General features: G+C 49.5%; 18 protein-coding genes. All 18 read left to right on the top strand.

The window, feature by feature from the left end; genetic code table 11:
* The first annotated feature begins 56 nt into the window (after positions 1–56).
* Genes WKT05_RS00800 through WKT05_RS00715 form a run of 18 tightly spaced genes read left to right on the top strand, consistent with a single transcriptional unit; the run spans position 57 to position 18,343 of the window.
* Complete coding sequence (locus tag WKT05_RS00800) at positions 57–815, top strand: hypothetical protein (RefSeq protein WP_340412497.1); 759 nt, start codon at positions 57–59, stop codon at positions 813–815.
* Positions 816–853: 38 nt separating this feature from the next.
* On the top strand, positions 854–1,348 hold the full coding sequence (gene ruvC / locus WKT05_RS00795; RefSeq protein ID WP_340412496.1) for a crossover junction endodeoxyribonuclease RuvC: 495 nt from the start codon (positions 854–856) through the stop codon (positions 1,346–1,348).
* A gap of 7 nt (positions 1,349–1,355) precedes the next feature.
* Entirely contained in the window at positions 1,356–1,946 is a 591-nt protein-coding gene (gene ruvA / locus WKT05_RS00790; protein ID WP_340412495.1) for a Holliday junction branch migration protein RuvA, read from the top strand.
* A gap of 9 nt (positions 1,947–1,955) precedes the next feature.
* Positions 1,956–2,966, top strand: coding sequence for a Holliday junction branch migration DNA helicase RuvB (gene ruvB / locus WKT05_RS00785; protein ID WP_340412494.1), 1,011 nt, complete (start codon positions 1,956–1,958; stop codon positions 2,964–2,966).
* Positions 2,963–4,192 carry a SpoIID/LytB domain-containing protein gene (locus WKT05_RS00780; protein ID WP_340412493.1) on the top strand — a complete coding sequence of 410 codons (1,230 nt, stop codon included), beginning with the start codon at positions 2,963–2,965 and terminating at the stop codon, positions 4,190–4,192. The genes ruvB and WKT05_RS00780 overlap by 4 nt, the downstream gene beginning before the upstream one ends.
* Before the next feature lie 10 nt (positions 4,193–4,202).
* Positions 4,203–5,234: a tRNA preQ1(34) S-adenosylmethionine ribosyltransferase-isomerase QueA gene (gene queA, locus WKT05_RS00775; RefSeq protein ID WP_340412492.1), complete on the top strand. Its 1,032-nt coding sequence runs from the start codon at positions 4,203–4,205 to the stop codon at positions 5,232–5,234.
* Positions 5,228–6,349 carry a tRNA guanosine(34) transglycosylase Tgt gene (gene tgt / locus WKT05_RS00770; protein ID WP_340412642.1) on the top strand — a complete coding sequence of 374 codons (1,122 nt, stop codon included), beginning with the start codon at positions 5,228–5,230 and terminating at the stop codon, positions 6,347–6,349. Before queA ends, tgt begins: the two co-directional genes overlap by 7 nt.
* Before the next feature lie 13 nt (positions 6,350–6,362).
* Complete coding sequence (gene yajC / locus WKT05_RS00765; protein WP_340412491.1) at positions 6,363–6,719, top strand: preprotein translocase subunit YajC; 357 nt, start codon at positions 6,363–6,365, stop codon at positions 6,717–6,719.
* Between the two features lie 9 nt (positions 6,720–6,728).
* Entirely contained in the window at positions 6,729–6,875 is a 147-nt protein-coding gene (gene scfA / locus WKT05_RS00760; RefSeq protein WP_077075141.1) for a six-cysteine ranthipeptide SCIFF, read from the top strand.
* Positions 6,876–6,919: 44 nt separating this feature from the next.
* Positions 6,920–8,278 carry a thioether cross-link-forming SCIFF peptide maturase gene (gene scfB, locus WKT05_RS00755; RefSeq protein ID WP_340412490.1) on the top strand — a complete coding sequence of 453 codons (1,359 nt, stop codon included), beginning with the start codon at positions 6,920–6,922 and terminating at the stop codon, positions 8,276–8,278.
* On the top strand, positions 8,275–9,990 hold the full coding sequence (gene recJ, locus WKT05_RS00750) for a single-stranded-DNA-specific exonuclease RecJ (protein ID WP_340412489.1): 1,716 nt from the start codon (positions 8,275–8,277) through the stop codon (positions 9,988–9,990). Before scfB ends, recJ begins: the two co-directional genes overlap by 4 nt.
* Positions 9,991–9,994: 4 nt before the next feature.
* On the top strand, positions 9,995–12,151 hold the full coding sequence (locus WKT05_RS00745; protein WP_215507480.1) for a RelA/SpoT family protein: 2,157 nt from the start codon (positions 9,995–9,997) through the stop codon (positions 12,149–12,151).
* A 9-nt stretch (positions 12,152–12,160) separates the two neighbouring features.
* A complete protein-coding gene (gene dtd, locus WKT05_RS00740; protein WP_340412488.1) occupies positions 12,161–12,610 on the top strand; it encodes a D-aminoacyl-tRNA deacylase in 450 nt (149 codons plus the stop codon).
* Positions 12,610–13,230, top strand: a complete 621-nt coding sequence (locus WKT05_RS00735) for an MBL fold metallo-hydrolase (protein ID WP_340412487.1) — start codon at positions 12,610–12,612, stop codon at positions 13,228–13,230. The genes dtd and WKT05_RS00735 overlap by 1 nt, the downstream gene beginning before the upstream one ends.
* Complete coding sequence (gene hemZ, locus WKT05_RS00730; protein WP_340412486.1) at positions 13,227–14,606, top strand: coproporphyrinogen dehydrogenase HemZ; 1,380 nt, start codon at positions 13,227–13,229, stop codon at positions 14,604–14,606. The genes WKT05_RS00735 and hemZ overlap by 4 nt, the downstream gene beginning before the upstream one ends.
* Positions 14,603–16,135: a Mur ligase family protein gene (locus WKT05_RS00725; protein ID WP_340412485.1), complete on the top strand. Its 1,533-nt coding sequence runs from the start codon at positions 14,603–14,605 to the stop codon at positions 16,133–16,135. The genes hemZ and WKT05_RS00725 overlap by 4 nt, the downstream gene beginning before the upstream one ends.
* Before the next feature lie 8 nt (positions 16,136–16,143).
* Positions 16,144–17,922 (top strand): aspartate--tRNA ligase, encoded by a 1,779-nt coding sequence (gene aspS / locus WKT05_RS00720; protein WP_340412484.1) that lies wholly within the window; start codon positions 16,144–16,146, stop codon positions 17,920–17,922.
* 4 nt (positions 17,923–17,926) lie between these two features.
* Positions 17,927–18,343: a SoxR reducing system RseC family protein gene (locus tag WKT05_RS00715; protein WP_340412483.1), complete on the top strand. Its 417-nt coding sequence runs from the start codon at positions 17,927–17,929 to the stop codon at positions 18,341–18,343.
* Positions 18,344–18,378: the final 35 nt, after the last annotated feature.

Genomic DNA, 18,378 nt, shown 5'->3' with positions numbered 1-18,378 from the left:
AACCGTGAATTCTTTCGTGCTTTATGGTAAAATAAAGCACAATAAGGAGGAAAAGCATGTCCGTACAAAATGCGCAACTAAATGACAAGACGTTGAATTTCGTCGACATGAAAGCGAAACTGACGCAGAAGTTTTTGTATGGAGCGGATAGCTCGGCCATGCAACTCCTTTTAAATCTCTACGATCTGGAAGAGAAAATTCACAATATTTTCCCCTCCTACGTATCGATGAAAAATCTGAAGAAGGATATTCTGTCTTTTCTTCGGCGAAAAGATAATCGCGCCGTCTTTGCAAACAGCTTGACCGATGCCATTTATGACGACATCAATCGTTTTGAGCTGGTGATGTACTTGGCCGGCTATAAATGCGGTTACAGCGCGGCATCGGAAGCCAACGATCTGGAGATCATCGCCCTGCGCCACATCGATCTTTGTCATCTTTTCGAACGCAAGGTGTTGTTTCACTACGATGTGGAATACGACGATGTGCGGCGTTTTCGCAAAGAAGCCTTGGAGCGGCACATTCGCGCAATCGGCGGCGGAGAAGCCATTGGCGAAGAGGCACGCCGTTTTTCAAAATCGGTGTTGAAGCGCAAAGTATTAACCTTAAATCATTATGTGGACCGGCAATTGCAAGTCGATTTTCAAAGCCCGAAAAAGTTGTATCGCGAGTCGGACTATGTTCTGACGCGGGAAGAGCTGGTCGGTTTAAATCGTAAATTAAAGAATTTTCTATATAGAGACGGATTACGAATCTATTTGTCTGCCTATTGGTGCGGCATCAACGATTCGGTCTTAAAAAGATACCGTCCGTAACCGAAGGGCTCCGAGGAGCCCTTTTTTTAAGGAGTTTTATGAGAGTTTTGGGAATCGACCCGGGCCTTGCCATTATGGGCTATGGGATTATCGACGTGGAGGGCAATCGCCTGCGGCCTGTGGAATACGGCGTCATCGAAACGACAAGCAAGACGGATTATCCGAAACGCTTGTTTCAACTCCACGTGGAGCTGAAAAAAATTATCGAATCCTCAAAGCCCGAAGAGGTGGCCATGGAAGAGCTGTTTTTCAACAAAAACATCACCACGGCCATATCCGTGGCACAGGCCCGCGGCGTGGAGATTTTGACCTGCATGGAAATGGGCCTGCCCATCTATGAGTACACGCCCCTTCAGATCAAACAGGCCGTGGTGGGTTACGGCCGGGCGGAGAAGCATCAGGTGCAGGAAATGGTGAAGATGTTTTTGCATTTAAAGGAGATTCCCAAACCGGACGATGCCGCCGACGGGTTGGCCATCGCCATAACCCATATCCATTCGGCGAAAAGCAAAGCACATTTTGAATTGAAGTAGGTGAAATATGATTGATCGCTTGTGCGGCACAGTTTTAGAAAAAAAATTAGACGGCGTCGTCGTGGAGACCGGCGGTTTCGGGCTTATGGTCTATCTTCCTGGATCCAATCTCGGTGGAATCGAAGAAGGGGACCTTACGACCTTCTACACTTATTTACAGGTAAAGGACGACGGTTTTTCTCTCTTCGGCTTTTTAGACGAGAAGGATCGGGAATTATTTCTCCTGCTAATTGGCGTCACCGGCGTGGGCCCGAAAGTGGCCATGGGCATTTTCGGTCGATTTGCTGCCGACGATGTAATTTATTTTATTCAAAACGGTGATTCGAAATCCTTGACGGAAGCGCCAGGCATCGGAAAAAAAACCGCCGAGCGGTTGATTTTGGAGTTAAAAGACAAAGTGAAGGGGCTGGGCGTGACGGTGCCTCAGGGAGCGGTCCTTTCGCCTGCACCTCAGGGACCGAAGCAAGAAGCCGTCGATGCCTTGGAAGGGCTGGGCTACGGCACGAACGAGGCGAAGGCGGCGGTAAAAGGCATCGACAGCGACGATGTGGAAGTTATTTTAAAGGCGGCGCTGAAGCGTCTCGCCATGAAAGGGTAAGGAGGGCCTATGGAAGATCAACGACTGGTATCGAAAACCGTGCTGCCTCAGGAAGAGCGCATGGAATTGGCCCTTCGCCCGAAGTTTTTGTCGGAATACATCGGCCAGGACAAGGCGAAAGAAAAGCTGGAAATTTTCATCGAAGCAGCCAGACGACGCGACGAATCTTTAGATCACGCCTTACTTAGCGGCCCGCCGGGCTTGGGAAAAACCACCCTCGCCAATATTATCGCCAACGAAATGCACGTGAATATGCGGGTCACCTCGGGGCCTGCCATCGAGCGCCCCGGAGATCTGGCCAGCATTTTGACCAATTTAGATGAAAACGACGTGCTCTTCATCGACGAGATCCACCGGATTCCCCGCACGGTGGAAGAAATTCTTTACCCGGCCATGGAAGATTTTGCGTTGGATATTATCGTGGGCAAAGGACCGTCGGCAAGGTCTCTTCGTTTAGATCTCAACCACTTTACCTTAATCGGCGCCACCACCCGTTCCGGTCAATTGGCATCGCCTCTTAGGGACCGCTTCGGCGTGCTTTTAAATCTGGAGCTATACGATGCGGAAAGTTTAAAGACCATTTTGCTTCGGTCTTCTGAAATTTTAAACATTCCCTTAAGCACTTCCGGCGCTTTGGAAATCGCGAAAAGGAGCCGGGGCACGCCGCGTATCGCCAATCGCCTTTTAAAGCGGATTCGCGACTTTGCCGAAGTGAAGCGTAACGGATTGATCGACGAGGAGGTGGCCAAAGATGGCCTGCGCCTTTTAGATGTAGACGATTACGGCCTCGATGATTTGGACCGAAGAATACTCAGGACCATGATTTTAGACTACGAGGGTCGGCCCGTGGGAATCGACACCATCGCCGCCACCATCGGCGAGGAGCGCATTACCATTGAAGACGTCTACGAGCCTTATTTGCTGCAGATTAATTTTATTCAACGAACGCCTCGGGGCCGCGTAGCCACGAAACGGGCGTACGATCACTTAGGCATTCCCTACAGAAAGGACGAGTCATGAAAAAAATAGTAAGTTTGCTGGCTTTTGTCGCCATACTCGTATTGGGTGCACCGGTATTTGCGCAGTCGGAGCCGATTCACGTTAAAGTCGGCCCCACTTCCTCCTCGATTACCTTGTCGACAGAGGGCAGCTTGATGAAAAACGGCAGCCCTGTGGGAAGCAGCTTTAATGCCACAGCGTCCAATGTATCGGAATCGGATGTATTTTCTTCCTCCGCCGGCTACATTGCCATCGGCGGGAAGCCCTACAGGGGAAGTGTGCGCTTTATTATTTCCGGAAATCAACTGAAATCGGTTAATATTGTGGATGTGGACGATTACATTCGCGGCGTACTCCCGAAGGAGATCGGCACCACCACGCCCATGGAAGCGCTGAAGGTGCAAGCCGTGGTCTCCAGAAGCTTCGCCTATGCCAATCGGAACAAATTTGCGAAGTACGGCTATAATTTAGACGACTCCAGCGCCTCGCAAGCCTACGCCGGCATGAGCGTCGAGTCACCGATGACCGACCGGGCCGTGGAGGAGACGAGAGGCCAAATTCTTTACTACAAGGGCGAAGTAGCCAATACGATTTTTAACGCCACCAGCGGCGGCGAAACGGAAGCCATCGAAGAGGTATGGGGCGGCAACCCCTCGCCTTACTTAATCGCTTTAAAAGACCCCTATTCATTGAATACCCGTCACGCCACCTGGCAAGCCATACTCGCCTCCGCTGACATTCGCAAGGCCTTCCCCTCCGTGGGACAGCCCACGGCCTTGGAAGTGCTTGAGCGCTCCTCCACGGGGCGGATCAAGTCCATGGCCGTTGTAGGCACGTCGGGAAGAGAAGTGATGACGGGCAATCAATTTCGAATGAAAATGGGATCCATTAAAGTAAAGAGCACAAACTTCGGCACCGAAGCAGACGCCCGTCCGGTTCAAGCACCTATGGCGGTCATGACTGCCATGGGCATACGGCCCTATGCCAACGACCGAATTATTTCCGCAGGCGGCATCCGCACAGGAAGCGTCGATGCGGTGATTCGGGCGCAGGGTATTGAAAAGGCAAATGCTCAAAAGGCGACGTACAACGACACCATGCCCATCGGAGATTCCATTACCTTAAAGGGCACGGGCTATGGCCACGGCGTGGGCCTGAGCCAATACGGTGCCATTGAAATGGCCAAGGCAGGCAAGGATTACAAAGCAATTCTGAGCTTCTACTATCCCGGCACGGAATTGCGCTAGAAAGGACAGCATGAAAACAAGCGAGTTTTATTACGATCTTCCTGAAGAATTAATCGCACAACATCCGGCGGACAAACGGGATGAATCCAGGCTTTTACACGCCATGGCAAATGGCGAGGTAGAGGATTTAACCTTTAAAGACATTATTCGATTTATTCGTCCCGAAGATGTATTGGTCATTAACAATACGAAAGTTCTGCCGGCGCGAATCTACGGCCATCATCCGGAAAAAGACGAGCACATCGAAGTGCTCCTCGTCAAAGAAATCGAAAAGAACCTTTGGCAGTGCATGGTTCGTCCGGGAAAAAAGATGAAAGTCGGCGGCACCATTGAATTCGGCGAGGGCCTCACGGGAAAAGTGGAAGCGGTCACCGAAGACGGCCTGCGTCACATTCGATTCGCCTATGAAGGCGTGTTTATCGAAATTTTAGAGCGCCTCGGCGAGATGCCCCTGCCGCCCTACATTCACGAAAAACTAAAGGACAAGGACCGCTACCAAACGGTCTACGCCAAGTACGAAGGCTCCGCTGCGGCGCCGACGGCAGGTCTGCATTTTACAGAGGAGCTTTTAGACTCCATTCGCGCACAGGGCACGGAAATTGCAGAAATCACCCTTCACGTGGGCCTCGGGACTTTTCGTCCGGTAAAGACCGATGAGGTGGAAGCCCACGAAATGCACAGCGAGTATTATAAAATCGACGAGAAGGCGGCGGAGGCCATCAATCGCGCCAAGGAAAACGGCGGCAGGGTCATCGCCGTAGGCACCACCTCCATCCGCACTTTGGAAAGTTGCATGGTAAAAAACGGCAAAATCTGTGTCGATTCCGACAACACGTCGATTTTTATTTATCCGGGCTACGAATTTAAAATCGTGGATGCCATCGTGACGAATTTCCATTTGCCGGAATCCACCTTGATTATGTTGGTCTCCGCTTTTTACGGAAAAGAAGCCATACTAAGTGCATACCGACACGCGGTTAAAGAAGGCTATCGGTTTTTCAGCTTCGGCGATGCCATGTTTATAGAAAAGAGGGAATCGTGAAATTTACACTAACCCATGAATCTTCGAACACGAAAGCGCGGAGGGGCGTCATCGAAACGGATCACGGCACCATCCAAACGCCGATTTTCATGCCTGTCGGCACCCAGGCCACGGTAAAGACCATGACGCCGGAGGATTTGCGGGCCATTCAGGCGCAAATCATTTTGTCGAACACCTACCATTTATTCCTACGCCCGGGCACGGAAATCATCGAGGCGGCGGGGGGCTTACACCGATTTATGCATTGGGACGGTCCGATTTTAACGGATAGCGGCGGCTTTCAGGTATTCAGTTTGTCTCACCGAAGAAAAATTACCGAAGAGGGCGTCACTTTCCGCAGCCATATCGACGGCTCGAAACAGTTTCTTTCGCCGGAAAAATCCATCGAAATCCAGCATATCCTTGGCTCAGACATTATCATGGCCTTCGACGAGTGCGCACCCTATCCCGCTTCGAGGGAATACATCATGCATTCCGCCGAGCGCACCAGTCGCTGGGCTGAACGCTGTAAGATTTATCACAACGACAAGCCGGGGCAAAATCTCTTCGGCATTATTCAAGGGGGCATGTATAAAGACCTTCGCAGAAGAAGCGCCGAGCAACTGGTGGCCATGGACTTTCCCGGCTATGCCGTAGGCGGCTTATCCGTCGGCGAGCCCATCGAGGTTATGTGCGACGTCCTGGACCATACAACGGACTTTATGCCGAAAGACAAGCCCCGCTACCTAATGGGCGTCGGAACGCCGGATTTCCTCTTTGAGGCCGTCGAAAGGGGTATCGACATGGCAGACTGTGTCCTTCCGACGAGAAACGCGCGAAAGGGCAGTTGCTTGACAAGTCACGGCAAGCTCGTCATTAAAAACGCCCAATACGCCCGCGACTTCAGACCCCTGGACGAGGAATGCGACTGCTACGTTTGCCGAAACTACTCCAGAGCCTACATTCGCCACTTGTTTAAGGCCAATGAAATCCTGGGGATGCACCTGGCCAGTTACCACAATTTATATTTTCTGTTAAATCTCATGGACAACATAAGAAAGTCCATAGAAGAGGACAACTTCCTTCAATATAAAGATGACTTTTACGGGAAATATGGTTATAATAATAAGAAATAGTTAGGAGGTTTGCATGGAATTTGGAGATGGTCTTTTCCCGCTGGGAGCGCTCGGTGGAGAGAACTCAATGATCCCTACCATCATCTCTGTCGTTTTAATGATCGCCATCTTTTACTTCGGCATTATGCGTCCGAATAAAAAGAAGGAAAAAGAAGCGGCGGAAATGATGAAAAACCTGACCGTCGGTGATGTCATCAATACCTATGGCGGCATCGTCGGAAAAATCGTTCAGGTCAAAGCCGACGTCATCATCATCGAATCCTCGGGAATGAAGACGCGTTTGGAAATCATGAAATGGGCGGTAAAGAGTGTAATGAAGCCGTCCGGACGTAAAGCTGACAAAGAAGATAAAGCTGAGGATGAAGAATAGGAGTATTTTATGAAATACATAAAAACATTGACGAAACGTTCACTGCGTAAAGGTTTAGAAAAAGCCGGTTGCGGCGAATGCCAAACCTCTTGCCAATCGGCCTGCAAGACTTCTTGCACCGTCGGCAATCAAAAGTGTGAAAATAAGGATAGATAAGGTTGTGGGCTTCCCACACCTTTTTCTTTTAGAAGGGGAAATTTGTGCGTAAAATTCATCGTTTTCTAGGAAATGGCAAGCATATTTTACTGGATGTGGCCTCCGGCTCGGTGCACGTCGTAGATCCTATGATTTTCGATATGGCAGGGGATATGTTGGATCTGTCGAAGGAAGCCATGGTAGAAAAATACACAGGTCGCTACGATCCCGACGACGTGGCGCAGGGCTACGACGAGCTGGATTATCTCGTGGAAGAAGGCCTTCTCTATTCCGAGGACACACCTGTGGATTTAAGCGGCTTTAATCCCCATTGCCACATTAAAGCCATGTGTCTGCACGTCTCCCACGACTGCAATCTTCGCTGCGCCTATTGCTTCGCTTCGCAAGGGGATTTTCACGGCGAGCGCATGGTCATGGATCTCGAAACCGGTAAAAAGGCACTGGATTTTCTTTTAGAAAACAGCGGAAACCGTCGCAATTTAGAAGTAGACTTTTTCGGCGGCGAGCCCATGATGAATTTTGAGGTGGTAAAAGAGCTGGTCAGCTACGGCAGAGAGAGGGAGAAGGTCTACGGGAAACACTTCCGTTTTACCATGACCACCAACGGCCTCTTGTTAAATGATGAAAACATCGCCTATTTGAACCGGGAAATGGCCAATGTGGTTCTGTCTATTGACGGCCGCAAAGAAATCAACGACACCATGCGCCCCACAGTTAATAAAAAAGGCAGCTTTGATACCATCGTGCCGAAGTTTCAAAAACTCATCGCTTCTCGAGGCGACAAGGACTACTACATTCGCGGCACCTTTACCAATCACAATTTAGATTTTTCAAAAGACGTCATGTTGTTCCACGAGCTGGGCTTTGAAAAGACCTCCATGGAACCGGTGGTTACCGATCCCAATGAGGAATACGCCATTCGTGAAGAGCATTTGGATCAAATTTTAAAAGAATACGAAAAACTCAGTGAAGCCTATTTGCAGATTCGCAAAGAGGATCCTGATTTTCTCTTTTTCCACTACATGATCGATCTCTCCGGGGGCCCCTGCGCCTATAAAAAAAGCATCGGTTGCGGCGCCGGCAGCGAATACGTGGCTGTGACGCCGACGGGGGATATTTATCCCTGCCATCAATTTGTCGGCGAAGAAGAATTTCTTCTGGGCAATGTGGATGAAGGCATCGTCAACAATGATCTTCAAGATCATTTCCACATGGCCGACGTTTTTCACAAAGATGCCTGCACCGAGTGTTGGGCCAAGTATTTTTGCAGCGGCGGTTGCCATGCCAATGCCTACCACAACAACGGCGATATTTACGAGCCCTTCGACATCGGCTGTGAAATGGAGCGCAAGCGCTTGGAATGTGCCTTAAGTGTTTACGCCAACGAGCAGAGTGAAGAATGAAATATTGGTCTATTAAAAACGAACAACCGAAGGAATCCATCGATTTCCGCGCCTTCGGACTGCAGGAATGGGAGTATCGCATTCTTCTCAATCGGGGCTTGGACACGAAGGAGAAAATACAGCGCTACCTCCATCCGTCGATGGAGCACATTCATTCGCCAATTGCTATGAAGGACATGGTCAAGGCGGGCAATCTCATTCAAAACGTCAAGGGGAAAGTTCGCATTATCGGCGATTACGACTGTGACGGCGTCATGAGTACGACCATTCTTATGAAGGGGCTGCGTGGCCTCGGCTACGATGTAGATTACCGCCTGCCCCATCGCCGGGAAGACGGCTACGGCATGAAGCCCTATATGGCCGATGAAGCCGCCCATGACGGCGTGGAGGCGATCATCACCTGCGACAACGGCATCGCCCAATTCGACGCCATTAAACAAGCCAAAGCCCTGGGATTAAAGGTCATTGTCATCGACCATCACCAAGTGGCGCGTCGGGAAGGCGAAGAAGTACTGCCTGAAGCGGACGCCATTATTAACCCCCATCAAGGGGCCTGCAACTATCCCTTTAAAGGCTTGTGCGGGGGTGCTTTGTCTTTTTATTTCATCAATTATCTTTACACCATTGCCGGGAAAATCGAGACCATGAACGAGGATTTAATCGGCTTTGCGGCCTTGGCCACGGTTTGCGATGTCATGGAGCTTATGGGCGAAAACAGAGATCTCGTAACTTCCGGCCTGGAGCAATTGAACCGCACCCAAAACATCGGCTTAAACGCCCTGAGAGATGCATCCGGGATAAAAGGCGACATCGACGCCTACCACTTAGGCTTTATCTTAGGTCCTACCATTAATGCGGCGGGGCGATTGGATACGGCATCAGGCGGGGTGGAGTTGTTTTTAACGGAAGACGAAGATGCGGCCAAAAAGACAGCCGCTTACTTACGGGAATTAAACAAAAAGCGTCAAGACTTAACCACCGAAGGGCTCGCCCGTTTGGAAAAACAATTGGCCAGTCCGAAAGAAAATGTGCAGCCCATTTACATCTTAAAAGATGAAACCATTGACGAGTCCATCGCCGGCATTATCGCCGGACGCATTAAGGGCAAGTACAATCGCCCCTGCATTGTGCTCACCTCGGGCAAAGACGGGCTAAAGGGATCGGGCAGAAGCATCGAAGCCTATAATATGGTGGAGCAAATTCGAAAAAGCGAAAAATACCTCTCATCTTTCGGCGGCCATGCCATGGCCTGCGGTTTAAGTTTGAGAAAAGATCAATTTATCGCCTTTAAGCTGGATGCCATTGAAAAAAGCGAGTTGGATCCCCGCGATCTGATTCCTCGCGTGCGACTCGACGTGATTATGCAGCCGGACAAGGTAAGCATTGAGACAGTGGAGCGCATCAATCGCCTGAAACCTTTCGGAAACGGAAATCCCAAACCCCTTTTCGGCGCCACGGGCATCTATGTTTCACAGCACCGAATTTTAGGTAAGAATAGGAATGTAATTAAACTGGAGCTATTCTACAATCAGATGCGCTACGACGGCATTCTTTTCATGCCGGCAGACGAGTTTCTGGCCTTTGCCAACGAGGCAAAGGGCCCGGACGGCAGTTTGTGCGTCGATATGGCCTATATGCCCGCCATCGATACCTTTAACAATAGAAATACGCTTCAATTTCGAATCGAAGACTTAAGACGATCAAAACGGTGATTATATGATTGAACAATTGATTGAAAAAATCTTGTCTTACAACCCGGACGCAGACGTGGAAAAGGTCCGCGAAGCCTACGACTATGCCGAAGCCCATCACGAAGGCCAAAAGCGCAATTCAGGGGAGGATTATATTGTCCATCCCTTCAATGTTGCGCTTATTTTGGCTGAAATGAATATGGATGTATCGACAATTATCGCCGGTCTTTTACACGACACCATTGAAGATACGGACGTTACCTACGATGATGTGAAAGAGCGTTTCGGAGAAGAAGCCGCCATTTTGGTCGAAGGCGTCACGAAGTTAAAAATGCTTACCTACCAGACCAAACAAGAGAAACAGGCGGAAAATATTCGCAAAATGGTTCTGGCCATGGCAAAAGACATTCGCGTAGTCATCGTAAAATTTGCCGACCGCCTGCACAACATGCGTACTCTGGAGTATATGACCCCGGAAAAGAAGCACGACAAGGCCCTTGAAACCATCGAAATCTATGCGCCCCTCGCCGATCGCCTGGGGATGAGTCGAGTGAAAAGCGAATTGGAAGATTTGTCTCTTCGCTACTTGGATCCGGAAAACTACTACAATTTAGTGGACATGGTAAGCCGCCGCAGGAGCGAGCGAGAAGCTTTGATTCAATCCTTAATCGACGATATTTCCAAGCAGTTGAAGCGCATGGGCATCGCCGCGGATATTAACGGGCGACCGAAAAACTTTTACAGCATCTACAAAAAGATGATGAAAAAAGGCAAAACCTTCGAAGAAATCTACGACCTGCAGGCGATTCGTATTCTCGTCGACGATGTCAAGGATTGCTACGGGGCCCTAGGTGTAGTTCACACCATGTACAAGCCCATTCCCGGCCGCTTCAAAGACTATATCTCCATGCCGAAGCAGAACAAGTATCAATCCCTGCACACGACGGTTATCGACGACAACGGCGAAACCTTCGAGGTGCAAATTCGTACCTGGGAAATGCACAAGACGGCGGAATACGGGATCGCCGCCCACTGGAAGTACAAAGAAGGGGCGAAGAAATCCACCTCCTTCGACGAAAATTTAACCTGGCTGAGACAGCTTCTGGAATGGCAAAAGGATTTAAAAGATCCGAACGAGTTTATGGAAACGCTGAAGGTCGATTTTTTTGCCGACGAAGTCTTCGTCTTTACGCCTAATGGCGACGTCATTAATCTGCCCGACAATTCCACGCCCATCGACTTTGCTTATCGGGTGCACACGGCAGTGGGAAACACCTGTGTCGGTGCGAAAATCAACGGTCGCATCGTTTCCTTAAGTCACAAATTGAAAAACGGCGAAATCGTCGAGGTCATAACCAATAAAAACTCCGAGCCTTCTTTGGATTGGCTTTCTATCGTCGCCAGTCCCCAGGCTCGAACAAAAATAAAGCAGTACTTTAAAGTCAAAGACCGGGATAAAAACATCGAAAAAGGTCAGACCATGATCGAACAAGAGGCGAAGCGCCTGGGTTACAGGCCCTCGGAATTCATTCGCGACGAATGGATGGAAGAGGTGCGCCAACGGTTGAAGTTTGACAATTTAAACGACCTGTATTCCCAAGTCGGCTACGGAAGCATGAGCGTTCGCCAAGTAACGGCGAAGCTCGAAGAATACGTTAAGGAAGAAAAGCGCAAGACCACGGCGGAAAATATGACCGTGGAAGACATTGAACTGGATGGGTCGAAGAGCCATCGAAATGCCGGCGGCATCGTGGTTAAAGGCATCGACAATGTGAAGGTGCGCATCGCCAAGTGCTGTACGCCGGTTCCCGGCGATGAAATCGTGGGATTCATTACCATGGGTCGTGGTGTGAGCATTCACCGATCGGATTGCATTAATTTAAAAAATAATATGAACGAGGATCGGCTTATTCCCGTGCGTTGGGAAATCGACGAAAAGGAAATGTACAGCGCGGAAATCGAAGTGCGCGCCTCAAACAAGAACAATGTCTTGGCCGACATTGCCAACCGAATCCACGACGCCCGATTGGATATTCAAAATCTCTCTGCCAGAGAGGACAAGGATCACAATTTGATTATCCGTACCGTGGTGCGGATTCACCACATCGACGAATTGGCGCGATTGTTGAAGAAATTGGAACGCGTCGAAAATGTTTATGAAGCCTATCGAGTCAGCGGTTAAGGAGGAAATATGCGAGCAGTTGTTCAACGAGTAAAACGGGCCGCGCTGTCTGTAGACGGAAAGGAAGTCTCCTCCATCGGCGGGGGCCTGATGGTGTTGGTCGGCGTCACGGATACCGACACGAAAAAAGACATGGAATACATCGGAAACAAAATCATGGGCCTGCGCGTCTTCAACGACGAAAACGGCGTGATGAATGTGAATGTCGGCGACAGCCAAAAGGAAATCATGGTAGTCAGCCAATTTACCCTTTACGGCGACGCGAGAAAGGGCAATCGACCCAGCTACATTCGCGCAGCCAAAGGCGAAGTATCGGGACCCATGTATGAAGATCTGATAGCCTACATCGAATCTAAGGGACACGATGTGGCTCGCGGCGTTTTTGGCGCGGACATGGCCATCGACATGGTGGCAGACGGGCCGGTTACGATTTTAATCGACAGTGAAAGGAGCTTTTAATGGCAGTAGATACACTTTTAGTCGGCGGTACGACGAATTGTTATATTGTTTATGACGACGATAAAAACGGCTTTATCATCGATCCCGGTGCGGAAGCGGAAAAGATCCTTGCCTACGTGAAAGATCATGGCTTAACCATCGAAGGGATTTTACTCACCCACGGCCATGGGGATCATATTTCCGCATTAAATAAAGTTCGTGACGGCCTGGGCGTGAAAGTCTATATGCATAAAAGCGAATTGGAAAACTTTCTAAGTCAATCGCCTGAATTCGTGGCCATGCTCGGCGGCGAACTGCCCGACAAAAATCCGGACGTCTTTGTAAAAGACGGCGACGTTATCCACTTTAAAGCGGGGGATGTAAAGGTAATCTTTACGCCGGGACACACCCCGGGAGGCGTTTGTTATCTGTACGGGGATACACTTTTCACCGGAGACACCTTATTCCAAGGCTCCATCGGCCGGACGGATTTTCCCGGCGGCGACGTGGCGGCCATTATGTCTTCCCTTATAAGACTCTCTAAATTAGATGAAGATCTAAAGGTGCTGTCCGGTCACGGATTCCCCACGACCATCGGCGCAGAAAAGCGCATGAATCCCTTTATGCGGCAAATATTATGATTCGAATAGTTAATGGCACAGATTCGGAGTGGCACACCTTTTATGAGCTGCTTCGAATCTATTTTCCTGCTTACGAGACATCCGGCGAATTGTTTTTAATTGTTGACACGAAACCGAACAGCAAACACGTAACCTTACTCATCGACGATGATCGCTACGACAAAACCTTTTTGGGTGAGGACGAATTTGAACTGAAGCGAAAAATAAGTGCGTGGATTGCCGCCGAAGTGGAGCATCCGCGCAAAGAGCCCTCCTTGTGGGGAAGTTTAACGGGGACTCGCCCCATTAAATTTTTACAAAAGCATCGCCGAGAATTAGGGGATGCCGGGGTTATGGAGCTCTTAAAAAAGGACTATTTACTGGATCCGGAAGTAGCGGGCCTTTTGATGGATATTGCGAAACGGGAAAGTGCCGTGATCGGAGACAATTGGGGCCGCGGGTATTCCTTGTATATCCACATTCCTTTTTGCCCCACGCGGTGCGAATACTGCAGCTATCCCACCATCGGAAGCGATAACAAAGAAGCCGTCAGATTGTATATGGATTACCTCGTAAGGGAACTTTCATTTGTCCTTCAAAAAATGGACAGCGCCCCGGAGACCATCTACATCGGCGGCGGCACGCCAACCTCCATCCCCGTGGAGGAATTGAAGAAAATCTTTGAGCTGCTCCGCGATTTAAAGCCCAAGGAATTTACCCTTGAAGCCGGCAGGCCCAAGACCATTACGCCGGAATTGGTGGAGATGATTCGCAACTACCCTGTGAGCAGAATCAGCATTAATCCGCAAACCATGGTGGACCGTACCTTGAAAGCGGTGAAGCGGCCACATAGCGCTGAGGATATTTTAAAGGCCTACCGCTTGGTCCGCCAAAAAACGGATCTTGCAGTGAATATGGACATGATCTTAGGTCTCGGCGATGAAACCGTGGACGATGTGAATTATACGCTGAATCAGCTTTGCGAACTGGAACCTGAAAATATCACGGTCCATATGCTGTCTTTAAAAAACGGCTCAAAGCTTTTTGAAAACAAAAGCGTTTTTGTAAAAAATACCCGTGCCATGGAGAACTTCGCCATGAATTTCTTAAAGGACAGGGGCTACCATCCTTACTACCTCTATCGGCAGAAGCGTATTTTAGGCAATGGCGCCAATATCGGCTATGCGAAGGAAGGTAAAGAATCCATCTATAATATGATTATGATGGAAGAAATTCACACGGTTATCGGCGTAGGCATGTCCGCTACGACGAAATTAGTGGACAGCGAGGGAAACACCATTCGAAAGTTTTCAAATTTCAGAAATTTGCGGGACTACACGGACCGTTTCAGCGAAGTGCTTAAGAAGAAGGCGACGTATTTGGGAGACGTACTATGATTTTAAAAAAACTCTTAGATGCCATAGAAATAAAAGATCGAAAAGGCGCCATCGATGCGGATCACAGTGTCGACGGCATCTCCAATGACTCCAGGGAGATCGGCGAAGGAGATATCTTCGTCGCCATGAAAGGCGTCTTGGCCGACGGCCACGATTACATTCAAAAAGCCAAAGAAAAGGGTGCCGCCCTGGCTGTGGTAGATCATTTCACGGAAGACGACATTCCACAAATCTTGGTCGATAATCCTCGAATGGCCCTGGCCGATTTGGCCTGCACGTTCTACAATCATCCGTCGAAAGAGATGAAAGTGTTCGGCGTGACGGCCACCAACGGCAAGACATCCACGGCCTATATGATTCGCGATCTATTTAAAGAAGCGGGCTATGAGGTCGGCGTCGTGGGCACAGTGGAAGTGCAGTACAAAGATGTGTCCATTCCGTCGATTTTAACGACGCCGGAGAGCATCCATCTGCAAAAGCATTTGCGGGACATGGCGGATGCCGGCGTGGATGTGGTGGTTATGGAAGTGTCCTCCTCAGCTCAGGAATTATACAGAAGCAGAGGAATCGATTATGACATCGTAAGCTTTAACAATATTTCCGTGGAGCATTTAGAGCAACACGGTACCTTCGAAAACTACTTTCACTACAAGAGCCGCTTGATTCGCCACGCCGAGGAAAAGACGGCGGTGATTTTAAACATCGATGCGCCCTTAATCGAAGGCTTGGTCGAGAAGACCAAGGGCGATGTGTTTACGGCAGGTATCGAAAAAGATGCATCCATCGGAATCGATGCCATCGACCTGTCCTCAGGTTTTGCGAAATTTAATTACGTGGTGCGGCAGGGGCATCATACGGATTATTGGTCCCTGGAGCCTACGGTTCTTCCCATTCAACTGAAAGTGGCCGGCTATCATTCCGTGTTAAACGCCATGATCGCCATAACTTACGGCTTGCTGGAAGGAATAGAGGGAGAAGTCATTCAAAAGGCCATGGAAAATTTTTCCGGGGTCGAAAGACGCTTCGAATTGATCTATAATAAAGAATATATGATCCTGGACGATCACTTTGCCAACGAAAAAAACATCGCCGTTACCTTGGAAACCCTGTGCCACATGGAATACAAGAATCTTCACCTGCTCTATGCCATTCGCGGCGGAAGAGGCGCCGAGTTAAATCGCGACAACGCCCTTGAAATGGTGAAGTGGATGCACAAACTGCCCTTAAAGACATTTGTGGCCACCAGGAGTGAGGAAGTGGTCACGAAAAAGGACGTGGTATCGGAAAGTGAATTGGCCGCGTTTAAAGAAGTCATGGCCGATGCAGGCTACGACGTGCCCGTGGTAGACGATTTAAAAAGCGCCATCGACAAGGTATGGGGCAAGGTCGGCAAAGGGGATGTCTTTTTACTGGCCGGTTGCCAAGGCATGGACCACGGCGCCAAATACGTGTGGGAAAGCTTGGCGGAAAAAGCAACAGGCGATGAGAGATCTGATTGGATGAAAAAAATAGAAAACAGAATTTGCTAGGAGGCATCATGGGAGAAGCATTAGGCGCTTTAAAACGCAGTCATTTTTGTGGAACATTAAGAGAAGAACAGATCGGTGAATCCGTTACCGTCATGGGCTGGGTACAAAAATCCAGAAACCTCGGGGCCATTGTTTTTGCCGATCTTCGCGATTACACGGGGATTGTGCAAGTGGTATTTGACGGGGATACGGATGAAGCTATTTTTGAAAAAGCGACGCGACTCCGCTCGGAATTCTGCGTCGCCGTCGTGGGCACGGTCCGCATGCGAAGCGCTGTCAACGAAAACATTCCCACGGGCAAAATCGAAGTGTTGGCCACGGAATTGAAGATTTTATCTGAATCCGACGTGCCGCCCATTTATGTCAAAGACGACGACGATGTGTCCGACGACTTGCGTTTAAAATATCGGACGCTGGACTTGAGAAAGCCCCGCAGTCAGGCGATTTTACGCACCCGTTCTCGGGTATATAAATTAACACGGGATTTCTTCGACAGCGAAGGTTTCGTGGAAGTGGAAACGCCGATGCTGAACAAGCCGACGCCGGAAGGTGCGCGGGATTACTTGGTGCCCAGTCGTATTCACGAAGGGGAATTTTACGCCCTGCCCCAATCGCCGCAGCTGATGAAGCAAATGCTCATGGTGGCTGGGTTTGATCGCTACATTCAAATCGCCCGCTGCTTCAGAGACGAAGATTTGCGCTTCAACCGTCAACCGGAATTTACGCAAATCGACATGGAGTTGAGCTTTGTAGAAGCGGAAGATGTGATCGAAGTGAACGAACGTTACTTAAAAATGCTTTTTAAAGAAGTTCTGAACAAAGACTTAGCCATTCCCTTCCATCGTATGACCTATCAAGAAGCCATGGATCGCTACGGCGTCGACAAGCCCGACGTGCGCTTCGGCATGGAATTAAAAGACGTTTCCGATTTAGTGAAAGACTGCGACTTTAAAGTATTCACCTCCGCCGTGGAAAGCGGCGGCAGCGTACGAGCCATTGTCGTCGAAGGCGGCGCCGATTTCTATTCGCGGAAGAAAATCGACAAGCTGGAAGCCTTCGTCAAAGACTTTAAGGCCAAGGGCCTTGCCTGGGCCAAGGTGAAGGATGACGAAATTCAATCGCCTATTTTAAAATTCATCGGCGACGACACCATGGGCAAAATCCTGGCAAAACTCGAAGCCAAATCCGGTGATTTGGTGCTCTTTGTAGCCGATAAAAACGACACGGTCTATGCGGCGCTGGGTAATTTGAGAAACCACATTGCCGATGAAATGGGCATGATCCCTGAAGATGTCATCGCGCCTTTGTGGATCGTGGAATTCCCCTTGTTCGAATACGACGAGGAAGAAGGACGCTATGTGGCCAAACACCACCCCTTCACATCGCCCATGGATGAAGACTTGGATAAACTGGAATCCGATCCCGGCGCCTGCCGCGCAAAAGCCTATGACATCGTCATTAACGGCGACGAAATGGGCGGCGGATCCATTCGTATCCACGACAGCGAGATTCAGTCCCGCATGTTTAAAGCCTTGGGATTCACCAAGGAAGAAACAGAAGAAAAATTCGGCTTCCTCATCGAGGCTTTCCGCTATGGAGCGCCGCCGCACGGTGGCTTGGCCTACGGGCTGGACCGCCTGATTATGCTTTTAACCGGCGAAAAGAATATGCGCCATGTCATCGCCTTCCCGAAAACCCAATCGGCCAGCGATTTGCTTACCGGCGCGCCGGTATCTCTCTCTGAAAAGCAATTAGAGGAAGTTCACATTCGCGTTATTGAGGAGTGATCTTATGATCCAAATTGGACACATTTTATCTGTTAAAAACGGATTAGCCTATATGGAAGTCAACAGAAAAGGCGCTTGCGGCTCCGCCTGTGCCGTCTGCGAGAGCTCGGCCTGTGAGTCGAAATCGGAATTTATTACCGTTCCAAACGAACTGAATGCCGAAGAAGGGGATCGCGTGGAATTGTTTGTTAACGATCATTTCGTGCTCCACTCCATCTACAAAGTCTACGGCATTCCCTTGATCGCTTTTTTACTGGCCATCGGTCTGGGGCAGTTAATTCTGCCGGATGCCATGGCGAGAAAAGACTTGTATATCTTTATTTTCGGCGCCTTGTCTCTGGTCATCAGCTACTTTATTCTGCGTTCGGTAGACAAGAAGCACGCCGATCAGGCGAAACTGAAAATGGTCCGTATTTTGTAAATAGAAAATCCATGCCCCGTGGCATGGATTTTTTG

Origin of the sequence: Peptoniphilus sp. HCN-40583 (genome assembly GCF_037892835.1) — a bacterium.
Taxonomy (GTDB): domain Bacteria; phylum Bacillota; class Clostridia; order Tissierellales; family Peptoniphilaceae; genus Aedoeadaptatus; species Aedoeadaptatus rachelemmaiella.
The sequence above is the reverse complement of the archived record's forward strand: the minus strand, read 5'-3'. Positions and strand labels throughout refer to the sequence as shown.

Coding starts and splice junctions, on each gene's coding strand:
- WKT05_RS00800 (WP_340412497.1), top strand. CDS start 57: ATGTCCGTACAAAATGCGCAACTAAATGACAAGACGTTGAATTTCGTC.
- ruvC (WP_340412496.1), top strand. CDS start 854: ATGAGAGTTTTGGGAATCGACCCGGGCCTTGCCATTATGGGCTATGGG.
- ruvA (WP_340412495.1), top strand. CDS start 1,356: ATGATTGATCGCTTGTGCGGCACAGTTTTAGAAAAAAAATTAGACGGC.
- ruvB (WP_340412494.1), top strand. CDS start 1,956: ATGGAAGATCAACGACTGGTATCGAAAACCGTGCTGCCTCAGGAAGAG.
- WKT05_RS00780 (WP_340412493.1), top strand. CDS start 2,963: ATGAAAAAAATAGTAAGTTTGCTGGCTTTTGTCGCCATACTCGTATTG.
- queA (WP_340412492.1), top strand. CDS start 4,203: ATGAAAACAAGCGAGTTTTATTACGATCTTCCTGAAGAATTAATCGCA.
- yajC (WP_340412491.1), top strand. CDS start 6,363: ATGGAATTTGGAGATGGTCTTTTCCCGCTGGGAGCGCTCGGTGGAGAG.
- scfA (WP_077075141.1), top strand. CDS start 6,729: ATGAAATACATAAAAACATTGACGAAACGTTCACTGCGTAAAGGTTTA.
- recJ (WP_340412489.1), top strand. CDS start 8,275: ATGAAATATTGGTCTATTAAAAACGAACAACCGAAGGAATCCATCGAT.
- WKT05_RS00745 (WP_215507480.1), top strand. CDS start 9,995: ATGATTGAACAATTGATTGAAAAAATCTTGTCTTACAACCCGGACGCA.
- dtd (WP_340412488.1), top strand. CDS start 12,161: ATGCGAGCAGTTGTTCAACGAGTAAAACGGGCCGCGCTGTCTGTAGAC.
- WKT05_RS00735 (WP_340412487.1), top strand. CDS start 12,610: ATGGCAGTAGATACACTTTTAGTCGGCGGTACGACGAATTGTTATATT.
- hemZ (WP_340412486.1), top strand. CDS start 13,227: ATGATTCGAATAGTTAATGGCACAGATTCGGAGTGGCACACCTTTTAT.
- WKT05_RS00725 (WP_340412485.1), top strand. CDS start 14,603: ATGATTTTAAAAAAACTCTTAGATGCCATAGAAATAAAAGATCGAAAA.
- aspS (WP_340412484.1), top strand. CDS start 16,144: ATGGGAGAAGCATTAGGCGCTTTAAAACGCAGTCATTTTTGTGGAACA.
- WKT05_RS00715 (WP_340412483.1), top strand. CDS start 17,927: ATGATCCAAATTGGACACATTTTATCTGTTAAAAACGGATTAGCCTAT.